The 14,944-nt window shown below is 23.0% G+C and carries 15 protein-coding genes and 5 pseudogenes; 19 read left to right on the forward strand and 1 reads right to left on the reverse strand.

Features of this window, described 5'->3' with window-relative positions; all coding sequences use genetic code 4:
* Positions 1-361: 361 nt before the first annotated feature.
* Positions 362-1,714 (reverse strand): annotated as a pseudogene (locus SKUN_RS11735) (spiroplasma phage ORF1-like family protein); the annotation flags it as partial.
* Between SKUN_RS11735 and SKUN_RS02240 the strand changes: the two are divergent.
* From SKUN_RS02240 to SKUN_RS02320, 19 genes and pseudogenes are all read left to right on the forward strand, one after another.
* Positions 1,713-1,850: a CRISPR-associated endonuclease Cas2 gene (locus SKUN_RS02240; RefSeq protein ID WP_200903011.1), complete on the forward strand. Its 138-nt coding sequence runs from the start codon at positions 1,713-1,715 to the stop codon at positions 1,848-1,850. The pseudogene SKUN_RS11735 and the gene SKUN_RS02240 sit on opposite strands and share 2 nt — an antisense overlap.
* 220 nt (positions 1,851-2,070) lie before the next feature.
* Positions 2,071-2,337 carry a hypothetical protein gene (locus SKUN_RS02245; RefSeq protein WP_053390679.1) on the forward strand — a complete coding sequence of 89 codons (267 nt, stop codon included), beginning with the start codon at positions 2,071-2,073 and terminating at the stop codon, positions 2,335-2,337.
* Between the two features lie 1,175 nt (positions 2,338-3,512).
* Positions 3,513-4,469 carry an L-lactate dehydrogenase gene (locus tag SKUN_RS02250; protein WP_053390680.1) on the forward strand — a complete coding sequence of 319 codons (957 nt, stop codon included), beginning with the start codon at positions 3,513-3,515 and terminating at the stop codon, positions 4,467-4,469.
* A gap of 178 nt (positions 4,470-4,647) precedes the next feature.
* Positions 4,648-5,220 (forward strand): hypothetical protein, encoded by a 573-nt coding sequence (locus tag SKUN_RS02255; RefSeq protein ID WP_053390681.1) that lies wholly within the window; start codon positions 4,648-4,650, stop codon positions 5,218-5,220.
* Between the two features lie 35 nt (positions 5,221-5,255).
* Complete coding sequence (locus SKUN_RS02260) at positions 5,256-6,824, forward strand: PTS transporter subunit EIIC (protein ID WP_053390682.1); 1,569 nt, start codon at positions 5,256-5,258, stop codon at positions 6,822-6,824.
* Positions 6,825-7,028: 204 nt separating this feature from the next.
* Complete coding sequence (locus SKUN_RS02265) at positions 7,029-7,235, forward strand: hypothetical protein (protein WP_053390683.1); 207 nt, start codon at positions 7,029-7,031, stop codon at positions 7,233-7,235.
* Between the two features lie 269 nt (positions 7,236-7,504).
* Complete coding sequence (locus SKUN_RS08235) at positions 7,505-7,621, forward strand: hypothetical protein (RefSeq protein WP_083436088.1); 117 nt, start codon at positions 7,505-7,507, stop codon at positions 7,619-7,621.
* A 32-nt stretch (positions 7,622-7,653) separates the two neighbouring features.
* The gene (locus tag SKUN_RS02270) at positions 7,654-7,902 is read left to right on the forward strand and encodes a hypothetical protein (RefSeq protein ID WP_053390684.1); all 249 of its coding nucleotides are present in this window, start codon (positions 7,654-7,656) and stop codon (positions 7,900-7,902) included.
* Positions 7,903-8,355: 453 nt separating this feature from the next.
* Positions 8,356-8,682 (forward strand): hypothetical protein, encoded by a 327-nt coding sequence (locus tag SKUN_RS02275; RefSeq protein ID WP_053390685.1) that lies wholly within the window; start codon positions 8,356-8,358, stop codon positions 8,680-8,682.
* Positions 8,675-9,118, forward strand: a pseudogene (locus tag SKUN_RS02280) (DUF3627 domain-containing protein). Before SKUN_RS02275 ends, SKUN_RS02280 begins: the two are co-directional and overlap by 8 nt.
* Entirely contained in the window at positions 9,119-9,268 is a 150-nt protein-coding gene (locus tag SKUN_RS09110; protein WP_015967972.1) for a hypothetical protein, read from the forward strand.
* A 2-nt stretch (positions 9,269-9,270) separates the two neighbouring features.
* Positions 9,271-9,474, forward strand: a complete 204-nt coding sequence (locus tag SKUN_RS02285) for a DUF2649 family protein (RefSeq protein ID WP_053390687.1) — start codon at positions 9,271-9,273, stop codon at positions 9,472-9,474.
* Between the two features lie 362 nt (positions 9,475-9,836).
* Positions 9,837-10,850 (forward strand): annotated as a pseudogene (locus tag SKUN_RS02290) (hypothetical protein).
* A complete protein-coding gene (locus SKUN_RS02295; protein ID WP_053390688.1) occupies positions 10,843-11,220 on the forward strand; it encodes a hypothetical protein in 378 nt (125 codons plus the stop codon). Before SKUN_RS02290 ends, SKUN_RS02295 begins: the two are co-directional and overlap by 8 nt.
* Positions 11,220-11,456, forward strand: a complete 237-nt coding sequence (locus SKUN_RS02300; protein WP_053390637.1) for a hypothetical protein — start codon at positions 11,220-11,222, stop codon at positions 11,454-11,456. The genes SKUN_RS02295 and SKUN_RS02300 overlap by 1 nt, the downstream gene beginning before the upstream one ends.
* A gap of 11 nt (positions 11,457-11,467) precedes the next feature.
* Positions 11,468-12,013, forward strand: a pseudogene (locus SKUN_RS11585) (spiroplasma phage ORF1-like family protein); the annotation flags it as partial.
* Positions 12,014-12,302: 289 nt separating this feature from the next.
* Positions 12,303-13,391 carry an IS481 family transposase gene (locus SKUN_RS02310; protein WP_053390690.1) on the forward strand — a complete coding sequence of 363 codons (1,089 nt, stop codon included), beginning with the start codon at positions 12,303-12,305 and terminating at the stop codon, positions 13,389-13,391.
* A 219-nt stretch (positions 13,392-13,610) separates the two neighbouring features.
* The gene (locus SKUN_RS02315) at positions 13,611-13,841 is read left to right on the forward strand and encodes a DUF262 domain-containing protein (protein ID WP_053390691.1); all 231 of its coding nucleotides are present in this window, start codon (positions 13,611-13,613) and stop codon (positions 13,839-13,841) included.
* A 103-nt stretch (positions 13,842-13,944) separates the two neighbouring features.
* Positions 13,945-14,884: pseudogene (locus SKUN_RS02320) on the forward strand (hypothetical protein).
* The last annotated feature ends 60 nt before the right edge of the window (positions 14,885-14,944 follow it).

Below are 14,944 nucleotides of genomic sequence, written 5' to 3' on the forward strand. Positions count from 1 at the left end.
AAAAATATTTGTGATTTATATTTTAAATATTGTAATAAGTGTGCTGGTGGTGTTTTATCTTTGTTTTATAATTAAAAAAAAGGAATTCATGGAGAAAAATTAAAAAAATAAAGAACCAAAAAATTTAAAAAAATTTTTTCGTTAACTTAAAAAAATATAAATAATTTATAAAAGTTTTAATTTATGAATAATAGAAAAAATTAATAGTTCAAAAAACTTTGAAAATAGTACTGGTTATCCAATGGATATTATATATAAATGAAAATTAAATAATTAACCACAAATAACTACCATTGATAAAAACACCGGTTAAATTACTGATTGAAAAGAACAAAAAGGAACTGAATAACAGTTCTTTTTTTTATATTAATTGCACAAATTTCATAAAAATAATTAATAAAAAAATATTTGTTATTGTACTATACAATGCTGGATTAAATTTTCATACCTCAAATATTTGACTAAAAAAACTATATACTGTTTCAAAAACCTTACCAACACCGCTCGCTAATTCGTTAACTTGTTTAACTCCGGGAATAGTATTAACAATTCAAATGACCGTATTTTTAATATGAGCACCAAAATCTCATCAACCCTCCGGCGTTATATATTGTACCCGTCATCATTGTTTATTGGGGAACAACCCACCGTTATTAATTTCTTGTCAATTATAAATTCCAAAATTAAAATCATAATATCGGTACATATCATTCTCTTTTTGTTCTTACAATTCAAAAACATTATAACCATTTTTTTGTTCTTCAATTTTTTTATATTGCAAACCATATTTATTTTGTAAATTATCGCCAAAAACATAACCCGAATTTGAGTTAATATTATATTCATTTGTAACCGAAAAATCATAATTAAAAACCGATTTTTAAATGCTGAATATAATTTAATATCTAATTGCTTATATTTATCTGAAAAATAAAAATTATCGTGGATAAATTTTAAAACCATTATTTACTAATAAACCATATTTTTTATTATAACCTTGAACATAAGTGTTATTCTCTAAAACAAAAATCGTACGTAAATAATTAGTATAAAATTTTTGTGAAATCTTAAACATACTATTTAATAATTTATCAAATTGTAATTTATAGTTAATATTTTCACTCAAAAAAATTATTAAAATTTTGCAATTTCAACGCAAAAAAGTTAACTAAAACAGTATCATACTGTAAATTATCAATATATCCATTTTCAATAAACGAACTACGATTTTGAAACACTGGCACCAAAGCACTTGCAAAAAACGACTGTAAAAACTTAGATAAATCAAACTGACCGCTAAATTGTTGATAATATTTTAAATCTTTACTATTTAATGATGAATAAATTGAACCATTAAAATTAAAAACTTCACCCGTTCCTGTTCGCATAAAACTAAAATTAAAACTTAAATAATCAATATTAACATTATTCAACTCTAAACTACCCGAAATAATTAAATTTGCTTCATCAACAGTTAAAATCATTCGATAAATTGCTTTTTAATATTTTTAACATCCAATTCATCAACCGTTTCAAAATTAAAAATTATCCGCTTTGTTCCAACCTTATTCGGATTTTCATAATCTGCACTACCACCTTGTTGAACTCTAATATTTTCCTGCAAAACAGAATATAAAGATAAATCAATAAACTGTTTTACACGACTTTGTTGATAACTATTTTAATCAGTAATTTCACCAATGTTTTTATCAATGTTTAATAAACCACCAAGAGGTAATATTCGAATTTTAATTATTACAGAAAAACAATATGAGTCAATTAAAATATTAGTTGGTAGTAAAAGTCATCAAGAAAAATATATGACAACAAAAATGGTTCTAGAATTATAAAATTGATTATACTGTTTTAACTTTTAAAGACAATAATAAAGAAATAAAGACATTTAAATTATATAATAATAAATTTTTAATTATAGAGGAAAATAATAGTGGCAAAACCAAATTACTAAAATAAATATATGCCAGTTTTTTAGGCAAAGATAGTACATTTTCTTTTAATGATAAAATCATTGGATTTGGGGACTATCAAATTATTTATTTAAAATAGAAAATGGATTTGCTTGAAGAAATTAAGTTAACAAAAACATCTAATTTTCAAAATAAATTAATAAAGACAATTAATGAAATTATTTTAAATAATGATAAATATAATGAAACTGTTGAGTTATTACAAAAATTAAATCCTTTATTTAATTTAATTTTATTAGAAACAGATTTAATTTCAATCAACACTAAAATTATTAGTAGTGAATTGGTTTTAAAATATAATTTTTCAAATTTATCAGTGGAAGGAATTGTTGATAAATTATTAATTTAATCTTTATGATTTAGAAAATGCAATAATTTATTCAGCAAAATATAGTTCATATCAGTTACGAATATTATTATTGAATATTTTATAAAATATAGTGATTTACAAGATAAATTACGTCCTTTGGTGTTTATTTTAGATCAACAAATTAAATCATTATGAAATTTAGTTAATGAAGTTAAAAATTTATTAAGTGAGAAAAGTGTAATTATAATTAATTGTTAGCAATTGCCCTGTTTTGTTTACTTTTTTCTTTGAAAAAATTTAGCAAGTGTATTTTTTAAAAAAAAATAAGATATTTTCTTTTGAAAATATTAATTCAATTATTATTAAAACAATTATTAAAACAATTGCAATTTATGCTTTTTCAGAATCTGATAGTATATTGATTATGAAATTTTTGTAAAAGATTTAAGTTATGTTTTAACAGAAGATGATGTGTTCTTTATGAAAACAATAATTATATCAAAAATAATATTTTATTAATTTTACATATTATTTATTGAGATAAAATATCATTAAAAATTTAAGATCAAAATACATTTGCTTTAGAAAAACCAGAATTATGTTTAGAAGTAACTAAGGCTAATTTTATTTTTGTATATTTGTTTTTAAAAAATTTAGATATTAATATTATTGTTGATAATGTAGAAAAAACTTTTTTGATAAATGTAATTTATTATTTAATTAACATCTTTTTTAGTATAATAAATTTAACTTTTAGTCCGCTGTCATTTTATAGTAGAATATAACGTATATTAATTGTTTGAATATTTAATAATCATTTTAGTCCGCTGTCATTTTATAGTAATAGAATTAAAACACATTTATTTATTATTAAGGGAATGTTACTAATATTTATTAAAAATAATATTTTTAATAGTGCCTCTCATAAATTCTCCTTTTTATTTTGAATTTTAAAGTGTGAAAGAAAACAAATTGGATTTTGGTATATGGTTTGTAAAAATGATAAACTATTTCAAAGTAAAATACCTAATTACCATTGATATTTATTAATTTATTGTCATGTAAAGTAGAAAAAGAAAAAAACAGAATTTATAATAAAAAATATCTTTTTTATAATTTTAATTATAAAAACCCATCTATTTTGAATCTTTTTAAAAAAATTTTTTATTTTTTGTATATAATAAATGTAGGAGATTTTTAAAAGGAGAAAAAATATGGAAAATTCAACGAGAAAAGTAGTTTTAGTTGGATGTGGAATGGTTGGAAACAGCTTTTTATATTCAGCAATGAACAGAGGGATTGCACAACATTATGTGCTAATTGATGCGTTTCGACAAGCAGCAGAAGGGAATGCTATTGATTTATCAGATGCATCTGCTGTTTTAGAAAATCGTTTTAGTACAATTAAAGCTGGTGATTATAGTGATTGTAAAAATGCTGATTTAATTGTTATTACAGCAGGAAAACCACAACGAGATGGTGAAACACGATTAGATATGGTTGTTGATAATGCAAAAATTATACAAGATATTGCTTTAAAAATTAAAGCCTCAGGTTTTAAGGGTGTTACACTAATTGCTTCAAATCCGGTGGATGTTCTGGCATCAGTTTATCAAAAAGTAACTGGTTATGCAAAAAATAAAGTTATTTCTTCAGGAACAACTTTAGATTCAGCACGTTTAAGAAGATTAGTTGGTAATAAATTAAACATTTCTCCATCTAGTGTTAATGCTTATGTTTTGGGTGAACATGGTGATTCTTCAGTTTCTGTTTGATCAAAAGCTTCAATTATGCAAAAATCAATTGCTGATTTTGTGGCAGAAGGAAAATTAACAGAAAAAGATTTAGAAGATATGCACCAACAAATGATGAAAATGGCTTATACGATCATTGATTTGAAAAAAGCAACTTTTTATGGAATTGGTATATGTTTATCATCAATTGCAAAAGCAATTTTAAATGATGAAAGATCAACCTTTTTAATTGGTGCAAAATGTGAAGGTGAATATAATGTTATGGGAACTTACATTGGTGTACCAGCAGTTATTGGTGTTAATGGGATTGAAGAAATTATTGAGTGAAAATTAACAAAAGAAGAGCAAGTTAAATTTGAAAAATCAGCGACACAATTACATGAAGCTTTAAATGTTGCTCTTGCAGCATTAAAATAAGTAATATTTAGGAGGACTTTTTAAGTCTTTTTTATGTTAAATTTATGATATTTTTTCTTTTTTAAAAATATGGTATTATTATCTCATAGGATTTCCTATTTTTATATCAACCATGTATTAACTATGTATCAATTATCAACAATATCAATTTAATATATACAAAAAGGAGTTTTTAAATATGAAAATATTTACTTTAGGAATGATTGCAGCGACAACGACTTCAGTTGCAGGTATGCCAAATATTAATAAAGGAACTTCAACAGTTCAAACGCATGAATTTGTACAAGAGGTAGTAGAATATAGTATTGCAAGTATGACAGGAACAGATACTTTTCCTGCGCAAAAACTTGCCTCTGGTTTTGTCAATAAACAAAAATCTTTAGTTTTTGAATATGGAAACTATGCTAATACTTGAGCAGAATTTGTTCAAAAATATCCAAAATTTAAATTTACTACATTAAGTATGAAAACTAATTTAAAAGGAGACCAAAAAAAAGAAGATTTGTCAAAATATACTTTTAACACTGCTGATTTTAAATTACAAGAACAAAATGGTCAATTTATAATTAAGACAATTGAATCAAAATATATTACTGATTTTATTCGTTTATCGGTTCTTGGCCAAGTAAAAGAAGACAAGAAGATTATTAATTTTGGTGTTTTATATAATATCAATATTTCACAACAATATATTAAGCCTTATCCATTTTTTAGTTCAGAAACTGACAAAATCCAGTTTTACCATGAATAAAAAAATAATTTGTTTGTAAAGAAAGGATAATAATTTTGAAAATTGATAAGTTGTATCAAATTAGAAAAAACGGAAAAGGCTATAGTAATAATAGTAATAAAATTAAAATTAGAAATATTTATGAATATTTTATTAAAATTATTACTTTAATAATTATTCCATTATTATTAATTGTTTTAATTTATGGAATTGGCATGATTTTACAAGAATATACTAGTAATCTTGTTGCCCTAACGATTGGGGATGTTTGTATTAAGATTGGAAAAGCAGTCTTTAACAATTTATCAATTATCTTTTGTTTAGTAACAGTGATTAGTATTACCAACAATGTAAAAGCTGTAGCAATTGCTGTTATTGGCTTTTTATTTTTCATTGTGATGCAATATGCATTAATTCAATATAAAATAACCCCAGAAGGAAAACTTTATGTAACAAGTATTCTCTTCTTTTACCAAGGTGAAAATTTAGCAATGTTTTTAGGCTCAAGTTTTGGCCTTGTTACTTTAAATACGTCAATTTTAGGGGGAATAACAGTAGGAATTATTTCATCATACATTTACATTAAGTGTATTGATTTACGCTTGGCAAAAGCATTTGGTTTATTAAATGGTTTTCCATTTGTTACCTTACTTGTTGTTTTAGCAAATATGTTCTTAGCGTTATTTTTTTTATTACTATGAATTGTAATTGCAATTGTTTTAAACCATATTTATCAATGAATGTGACAACAAAATGCAAACCATTTTTTAGGAGCTGCTTTTGTTTATGAACTATTAAATACATTATTAATTCCATTTGGTTTTAAAGATCTTGTTACTAATTTATTTATTAACCCAAATGTTGAATTATTAAGTCAAACAGAGTTTGAAAATTTATTCAAAAATATTGCCGTGCATTATGGTTGAATACACAATATTTTTGATGATACTTGGAATAATGCCACAATTCAAAAAATGTGGGATTTTATTAACCAACCAACATTTGAAGAACGTCATTTAACAATTTTAGATTGACTTAACTTACTACCAATTGACCGGTTACCACAAGTAAATGGTTATTCTGCGCAAACTTATAATTGGTTTTTATCTAGTAATTTTGGTCAATTATTACAACTAAAATTACCACCAAATTATGCGTTTGTTTTTGGTGATTCGTTAGCAATTAGTACGGCCATTATTTTAACTAGTAAAAAAGAAAACCGTATGCCAACAGCAATTTTAATGACAGCAATTGTGGTGGTTACCATTTTAACAGGGAATAATGTTATTATTAATTTATTTACTTTCTTTGTTTCACCAATGTTATATTTTTGTGTTTATACGCCACTTGCTGGTCTTAATGGTTTATTTATGTCGATGCTTGATGTGCACATTTTAGTATCGTTTGTTAATGGTTTAATTGATTTTATTTACAGAGGAATTATTCCAGTGGCCAAAGGAACTAATTTCTTATGAGTCCCAGTCTTTACTCTTATTTGATTTGTTATTATTATGCCAATATTTTGGAAAGCAATTCTTTATTTTGATTATCCTTTTATTGGTCGAAGAGAAACAATTTTACCACGAATTACTCACAAGAATTATCATGAAATGTGGAATCATTAATGAATAACAAATATATTATTATTTAGGTTCATGGAAATGTGTTATAAAATAACACCTTTCCATGAACTTTTTAAATATCTATTAACATTATATTTTAGAATGTTATAATTATTATACAAAAACTATGCCATGTGGAAAATATTAAATGCTATTTATTTTAATTCATATTATATTAAACGAGAAATTTAAAAATAGGTGAAAAATATGTCAATCAAGAGTTCTGAAATTAAGAAAATAGGTTCTCTTATTTTTGGTGATACTTACTGAATACCTGATTCTCAAAGAGAATATTCATGAGATAAAGAAGAACTTATTGATTTATGAATAGATTTAGAAGAAATGATTAATTGTAGAAACCACACACATTTTGTATTTTTGGTTTTTACAGTTTTGGAAAGTAAATTTTTTTAATATTTTTAATTTAAGGAGTTGAAATTATGCAAACAAAGCAATATTTTATTTTGCGGTCGCTAGTTAAAAATTATGGTAAAGATAATGTTATTAATACTGTTAATAAGATTGCAAAATATATTGAAATTAAAAAATAAAAGAATAAATTATTCCGCGTAATTTATTAGCGGAATAATTTATTCAATAATGTTTTTTAATGGAGCGAAGCGACAACGAGCGGAGTGAGTTTGCAAATTTCAATTTTTTAATTTTTAGAGAGGAGATGTAATATGCCAACTTGATTAACGACAATATTTAGTGTTCTTATTGTATTGGGGATTTTTCTTTATATTGGTTTAGGAATTTATCAAAAAATTCGTCAAATTGAACGAAATAAAAAAGATTAAAAAGAAATTGAAAGAAAGGAGGATAAAAAATAATGTTAGGTATGTATTTAACAACAGCAGTTAATTTTTTAGCAAATACACCTAAAACTATGACTGAGGGTATGACTGGTATTTGAACTGGATTAACTAGTGCATTATGAAAAGTTAAAGATGGTGTAACAAATATTTTACCTGAGATAATGGTTTTCTTAGGTGAAGCGTGAATTATTTTAATTCCGTTTGCTATATTTTGTATTATAAAAATATTAAATTTTTTCCGTATTATGGTTAAAGGAGTTTAGTATTTATTATTTATCATATATTTTAACTGTGGCACACTAGTTTTTATATGTGATTTGATGTAAAAAATGAATTTATTAAATAGAAAAATGAACTTATTATATTTACTATTAAAGTTCTTAATAGTTATTTTCAGTGTGCCAATTTTTATTATTTTATATATTTAACAATGTTTATTAACAGTGTTTATTAAACATTAAATAAACAATATATTAACATTTTTTATAACATTGTTAATAATCATTGTTTATTACAATAAATAAACATTATACGAACATTATTTATAACATTGTTTATTAAGCTGTAAATGTTTTCTAAATAAGTGTTTAATTTTTCTAGTTAAGTTGTGAACTGTTAATTTACAGCTGTAAATGTTTTCTAAATAAGTGTTTAATTTTTCTAGTTAAGTTGTGAGCTGTTAATTTACAACAAATATTTAGTTAGGAGATTATATTATGGATATGAAATTTAAAACAACTAAGGAATATAAAAAAATAAAGAGAGATTTTATTAAAGATATTTTTTGATTAAATTTGATTTGTTTTTTTGGACATATTATTAATTTATTTATTTTAAGTTTATTTATTTATCTTTCAATATTAAGTTATGGTAAAGATTTTCCATTCTTTGAAATTATTATGTCTGTATTTGCTTTTATATCATTTATTTTTATGATTATTATGCATATAAAATATATTTTTGAAATTAAGGTGGATTTTGATGTTGAAAAAGAAAAATTAATTCAATATTGACAAATTGAAGGAGTTGATAAAATTGAGTAATTATATTAAGAAAAATCAGAATATAGAAAATTATTTTATTAGTAAGGAATTTATCCCTTTTACAACAGATAAAGCAAGTTTTATTAATTTACCCAATCATAATCGCCATATTGGTTTTTGGTTGAGTAATAAGTTTATTTATCCGAGTGAAAAACATTCAGAGCAAGTAGCAATTGGTTTGATTTATGATAATTCTTATCCTATTATAAAGTATGATGAAAATTTAAAGAGAAATATTTGAAAATATTTAATTGGAACAGCCTTAATCAATTTATATAATCAATATAAACAATATTATTTTACTAAAATGAAATAAGCGTTATTTTCAAGTGAACCTAAAAAAGTAAAAGCAAATAATAATAATAATAATAATTTAATAAATTGAACTGTTGAAAAAGAGCAACAATTAATTAAAGATTTGGAAGATTTAAATTAAATGAGTTTATATGATTATTGAGTTCAATTTGTTAGTTATATTATTGGTGCAAATGCCCCTGAGTTTTTATATGTTATATCGTTTGTGTTATTTATTGTTTTGTTTTTTGGAATGTTTTTTAAACTTATTCAAAAAATGTGGAGTTTTTAAATATGCAAAATGATTGAATTAAATTAAAAGAGTTTTTTATTCATATATTTTTGTTTATAGATAAAACAAATGTTGAAACTATTACAATGTGGAATTTAACGCAAAATGAATATTTAACTTTAATGGTTGGTATTTGAATTGTTATTTTGTTCTTAACTTGGTTTTTCTTGTGAATGGTTTTTAAAATAGTTAGTTGTTTTAAATAATTAAATTTTGTTATTATTATGGTTTTCTCTCCCCACAAAATTTTAAAATCTTTTTTTGAATATAATATATATTTTCATTATGAATGCAATAATTATTAATATAAATAATGTTGTAAAAAATATTTCTTTTGCATTTATTTGATTAATATTTTTAAATATTCATTCTACAAAATTAATTGTAGTAATTAATTTTCCGATAGGGTTGATTAAAAAGTTTATAATTCCAATAATAGGCAATAATAGGCAATAATATTGAAATTATTTTTAAAATTTTCTTAATTTTTATCACTCTATTTTTTGATTTGTGGGGAGAAAAAACCATAATAATACTAGTTTAATTATAAATAACTATTGGAGGTAAAATGAAAAAATTTATATTTTTCTTTAAAAATTATTGTTATATTAGTGGTTCAATGATTTTATTTAGTTTAATTGATTTATTATTTTGGATAATTTCTTTATATTGTGTTGGTTTGGTATTTTGATTGTTGTTTGCTTTGCAGTGTGTTTATTTTGTGTGATGATTGTGAAAAAATATTTTTTATCAGTTAAATTCTTTTCGGTTAGTTCAATTTATTTGAGATAATCCGTTGTCGGTAATTATTGGTAAATTAGGAACTGGTAAAACATTACTTTTAACTTATTTATCGCAAGTTATGAAATTATTGACAGATGAAATTTATAGTAATTATCCGTTAGAAGATGATAAAGTAAAAGTTTTAACATTTAAGAATTTAGATTTTACTGACCGAACAAAACTAGTTCCCCCAGATGATAGTGTTATTTTATTTGATGAAAGTTATTTGTATATTGATGGAACTAGTCCTCACGATGAGAAAAAAGTTCATAGTGGTAAAATACCGTGAATTGTTTTAGCGAGACATTTTGGTAATCGTGCGTTGTTTACTGCTCAGCGTGAGGGTATGATTTGAAATAATATTCGTCAGTTAGCAAGTGGGATTATTATTCCAATTTCATTGAAAAAACCTATTATTAAAAAAGGATTTAATTTTTTTAACCGTTTTTTTATTATGCGAATTGGAATTTTCCAAGATATAACGGATTATGAAATTTGAAAAACAAAATCAGTAGAACGAACAGCAGAAGGTAAACGAGTAAAACATAAGTCGGATGTTGGATTAGGAATTCGGTTTTTTAAAATAATTATTTCGCTTGAATTTTCCAATAAGTATGATAGTCAATGATTAAAATTTGTGCGTGATTTAAAAAATAATGAAATTGTTAATAAAAAATAATATTATTGGTCAGAAATTACAAAATTAAGTGTTAAAGAACGATTGGAGTTATTTGATATTGATATTTTGAAAAAGAATTTAAAACCTAAAAAAGAGAAAGGAAATAGTAAAGATGATTAATTTATTAGTTGAAAATAATAATAGTAATTGAGACAAGATTTTTAGTTTTGTTTTTGATATATTTTTGTTTATTTTTGATGTAATTTGAAATACAAAGTTACCGATGACAAATACGTCAATTGCTTATTTTTTAATCTTTTTTATGGTTATTAAGTTATCTATTTATGCAATTCACGGTACATCAACACAATATAATAATTTAGGTTCAACAGTTAATAATGGTGTTTCGCAAGTATATTCATCAACCGTACGAAAAGGTATTGGAATAGGTAAAAAAGTTTATCACAATAGTAATAAGCAACAAGTTAAACGAGAAATTAAACGTCAAAATATTAGACAACAAGTAAAAATTAAAAGAGGTGTTAAATAATGATTAAATTAGTTTTATTGGTGGCGGCAATTGCTATATTTGGAACTGGTTTTATTACTGTTATTATTAATCAATTTACATCAGCAAAAAATATTATTATGGATTTATATAATTCTGATACTTGGTTGATTTGATTATTTGGTAGAATGGCAATTTTATTTAGTCATCCCTTAATGTTAACAATATCAAGTTTATATATTGTTGGGTTTATTGTTTCAAAAACATTGTATAGTTAGGAGTTGATTTTATGAAAAAATCGTTATCTTTATTTGTCATATTTATTTTAAGTTTTTTAGGTTTGGTTATTCCATTTATTACTTTAACGGCGTTTGGACCGTTAAATGAGAAGCATTATATGCTTAAACTAGAGAATAGTACTGATAAAGGTATTAATGAAACTGATTTTATTAATACAATGTTTTTACGTAGTAGTTTTTTTGAAAATTGGTCGGAGACAAATTATTTTATTAATCCAACTTTAAAAACATCAAAAAAATTATCGTTTAATGATAAATGGTATTTGGATTTTTTACAAGATAGTTATTCAACGGGATTTGTTTATGATAAACCAAGTTCATCTTTTTTTAGTTTTTATCAAATGTGAGATAGTTGAAAAAATACATATATGGTTGAAAAATTTTATGATGTTAAAAAGGAAAATTTTTTGAATGATTTAACTGATTTTATTTATGCTTTTGCCGTAAAATATAATATGTATGATGTGTCTAAAAAAATTGTGGATAATGTTGAGCGTTATAAAGAAAATCATTATCCAAGAGTTAAGTTAAAGCAATTAATTTTCAATTACTATCTTTTGGTGGTTGTTGTGCTTCTGGTGTTGGTATTATCGGTTTATTTTCTTCTTTATTATTATTTGGTTTTTCAGATTTTTCACAGCTGATTAGTGTTGTTGTACTTGTTGCGGTTAATCAGATTGTTCCTAAAATACTTATTCATTTTTTCATATATATTGTTCCTTTTTATTGTTTTATATATAATTGATTTTATTATATATCAATTATATATTAATTATTTTGTATTAAATATTAATTTTATATATTTTTGATGGTAGGTGTAAATTAATGAAATATATTATTAATAATTTTAATTTGTTTGATTTACAAGCAAAATTAAAAAATTTTTTAAGTAAAAATTATAAAAATAAATATTATAAAAAAATAAAACAAAAAATATTTTCATATATTAATTTGTGTAATAATTATTATATTAATAATGATAAATTTTTGTTGAAAGATTTAATTAAAAAATATTTTAAAAATAAGTTTTCAACTTTTTATTATTGAGCGAATAGAATTTTAATTGCATATAAAAATAATGATTTTGATAAATTGTTATTAAAGTCAACAATTCCTAATAATATTAATTATCAATATAGTAAAGATGTTCGTCAAAATATTTGTGATTTATATTTTGAATATTGTAATAAGTGTGCTGGTGGTGTTTTATCTTTGTTTTATAATTTAAAAAAAGGGATTCATGGAGAAGAATTAAAAAATAAAGCACCAAAAAATTTAAAAACATTTTTTCGTTGACTTAAAAAAGATGAAAGATGATTAAAAATAAAAAATAAAATTAAAGAAATTAAAAAACAACATCCAAGATATGAAGTTAAAGAAATAGGTTTATTACAGATGGACGCTAAATATTTTGTACCAAGTAAATTTCCAGTTGATAAAAAGTATTATGTTTATGATTTTATTGATGAAAAAACAAGATTAGCATTAGGATATGTTTATGATAAATTAAGTATTGATAATGCTATTGATTATGTTAAAAAAGCAATTAGTGATTTTAAAAATATATTTGGTGTTAAAATAACACGGATTAGAACTGATAACGGTTCTGAATTTATTAATAATTATCGGAATAATCAAAAAAATAATGTTAAAGAAACTAATTTTACTCAATTTTTAACAGATAAAAATATTTTTCATCAGACAACACCCGTTCGTTCTCCACAGTCAAACGGCAAGATTGAAAGATTTCATCAAAATTATACTAAATTATTTGTATTTGAAGAAAAAATATTAAATGTCGTTAGTTTACAGAATAAATTAAATGATTATTATTATTTTTATAATTTTGAAAGAGTTCATAAGTCTTTAAATTTTCAGACACCATTTAACTTTTTGAATAGTTTAATTAAATAATTTTAAATTATTAAGTTTTGTATTTAAACTAATTTTTAGTTTGTTTAATTTTATATTTTTTATTTATTTTATGATATTTTTATATTATAAATAAATATTTTTATTATTTTTGTTATTTTCTTGTAATCTTTAAAATGTCTGTGGTATACTACAGAAGAAATGATTAATGAAGAAATGGAGTCCTATTTTTTGGGAAAATAGTTGTTAATAATAGTATTAATGAAAAAAAAGAGTTTTATTATTGATGGACAGCAACGTATGACAACAACTATTATTTTACTATTAGTTTTTAGGAAATTTTTTAAAAGTATTAATTTAGAAGATTTAAAAGAGACTGCCAATGATATTACAAGTAAATATATAGGTAGAATTACTAAAACACACGAACAACAAACATTATATTTAGGTGAAAGTGATAGAATTTTTTTTAAAAGATGTAATACAAGTTAAAAATCCAATAATTCCAAAGGAAAAATTGTCAAATTCACAAAAAAGAATTATATTTGCTCGTGATTTTTTTATAAAAAAGTTAAATGAAAAATTAAATGATACAATGCTTTTGTTTAGTTTAATTTATTTATTATTTTGGATAATTTATTTGTATTGTGTTGGTTTAGTATTTTGATTGTTGTTTGCTTTGCAGTGTGTTTATTTTGTGTGATGATTGTGAAAAAATATTTTTTATCAGTTAAATGCTTTTCGGTTAGTTCAATTTATTTGAGATAATCCGTTGTCGGTAATTATTGGTAAATTAGGAACTGGTAAAACATTACTTTTAACTTATTTATCGCAAACTATGAAATTATTGACAGATGAAATTTATAGTAATTATACGTTAGAAGATGATAAAGTTAAAGTTTTAACATTTAAAAATTTAGATTTTACCGATCGAACAAAACCAGTTCCACCCGATGATAGTGTTATTTTATTTGATGAAAGTTATTTGTATATTGATGGAACTAGTCCTCACGATGAGAAAAAAGTTCATAGTGGTAAAATACCGTGAATTGTTTTAGCGAGACATTTTGGTAATTGTGCGTTGTTTACTGCTCAGCGTGAGGGAATGATTTGAAACAATATTCGCCAGTTAGCAAGTGGAATTATTATTCCAATTTCATTGAAAAAACCAGTTATTAAGAAAGGGTTTAATTTTTTTAACCGTTTCTTTATTATGCGAATTGGAATTTTTCAAGATATAACAGATTATGAAATTTTAAAAACAAAATCAGTAGAACGAACAGCAGAAGGTAAGCGAGTAAAACATAAGTCGGATGTTGGGTTAGGAATTTGGTTTTTTAAAATAATTATTCCGCTTGAATTTGCTAATAAGTATGATAGTCAATGGTAAAAAATTTGTGCGTGATTTAAAAAATGATGAAATTATTGATAAAAAAGAATATTATTGGTCAGAAATCACAAAATTAAGTGTTAAAGAACGATTGGAGTTATTTGATATTGATATTTTCAAAAAGAATTTAAAATTAATTCTGTAAATGCAAGCAGTAATTTTTGCATCTTTTTACTTTTAAAAATAACATTATTTTTCGAAAATG

Origin of the sequence: Spiroplasma kunkelii CR2-3x, assembly GCF_001274875.1 — a bacterium.
In the GTDB taxonomy this organism is placed as follows: domain Bacteria; phylum Bacillota_I; class Bacilli_A; order Mycoplasmatales; family Mycoplasmataceae; genus Spiroplasma; species Spiroplasma kunkelii.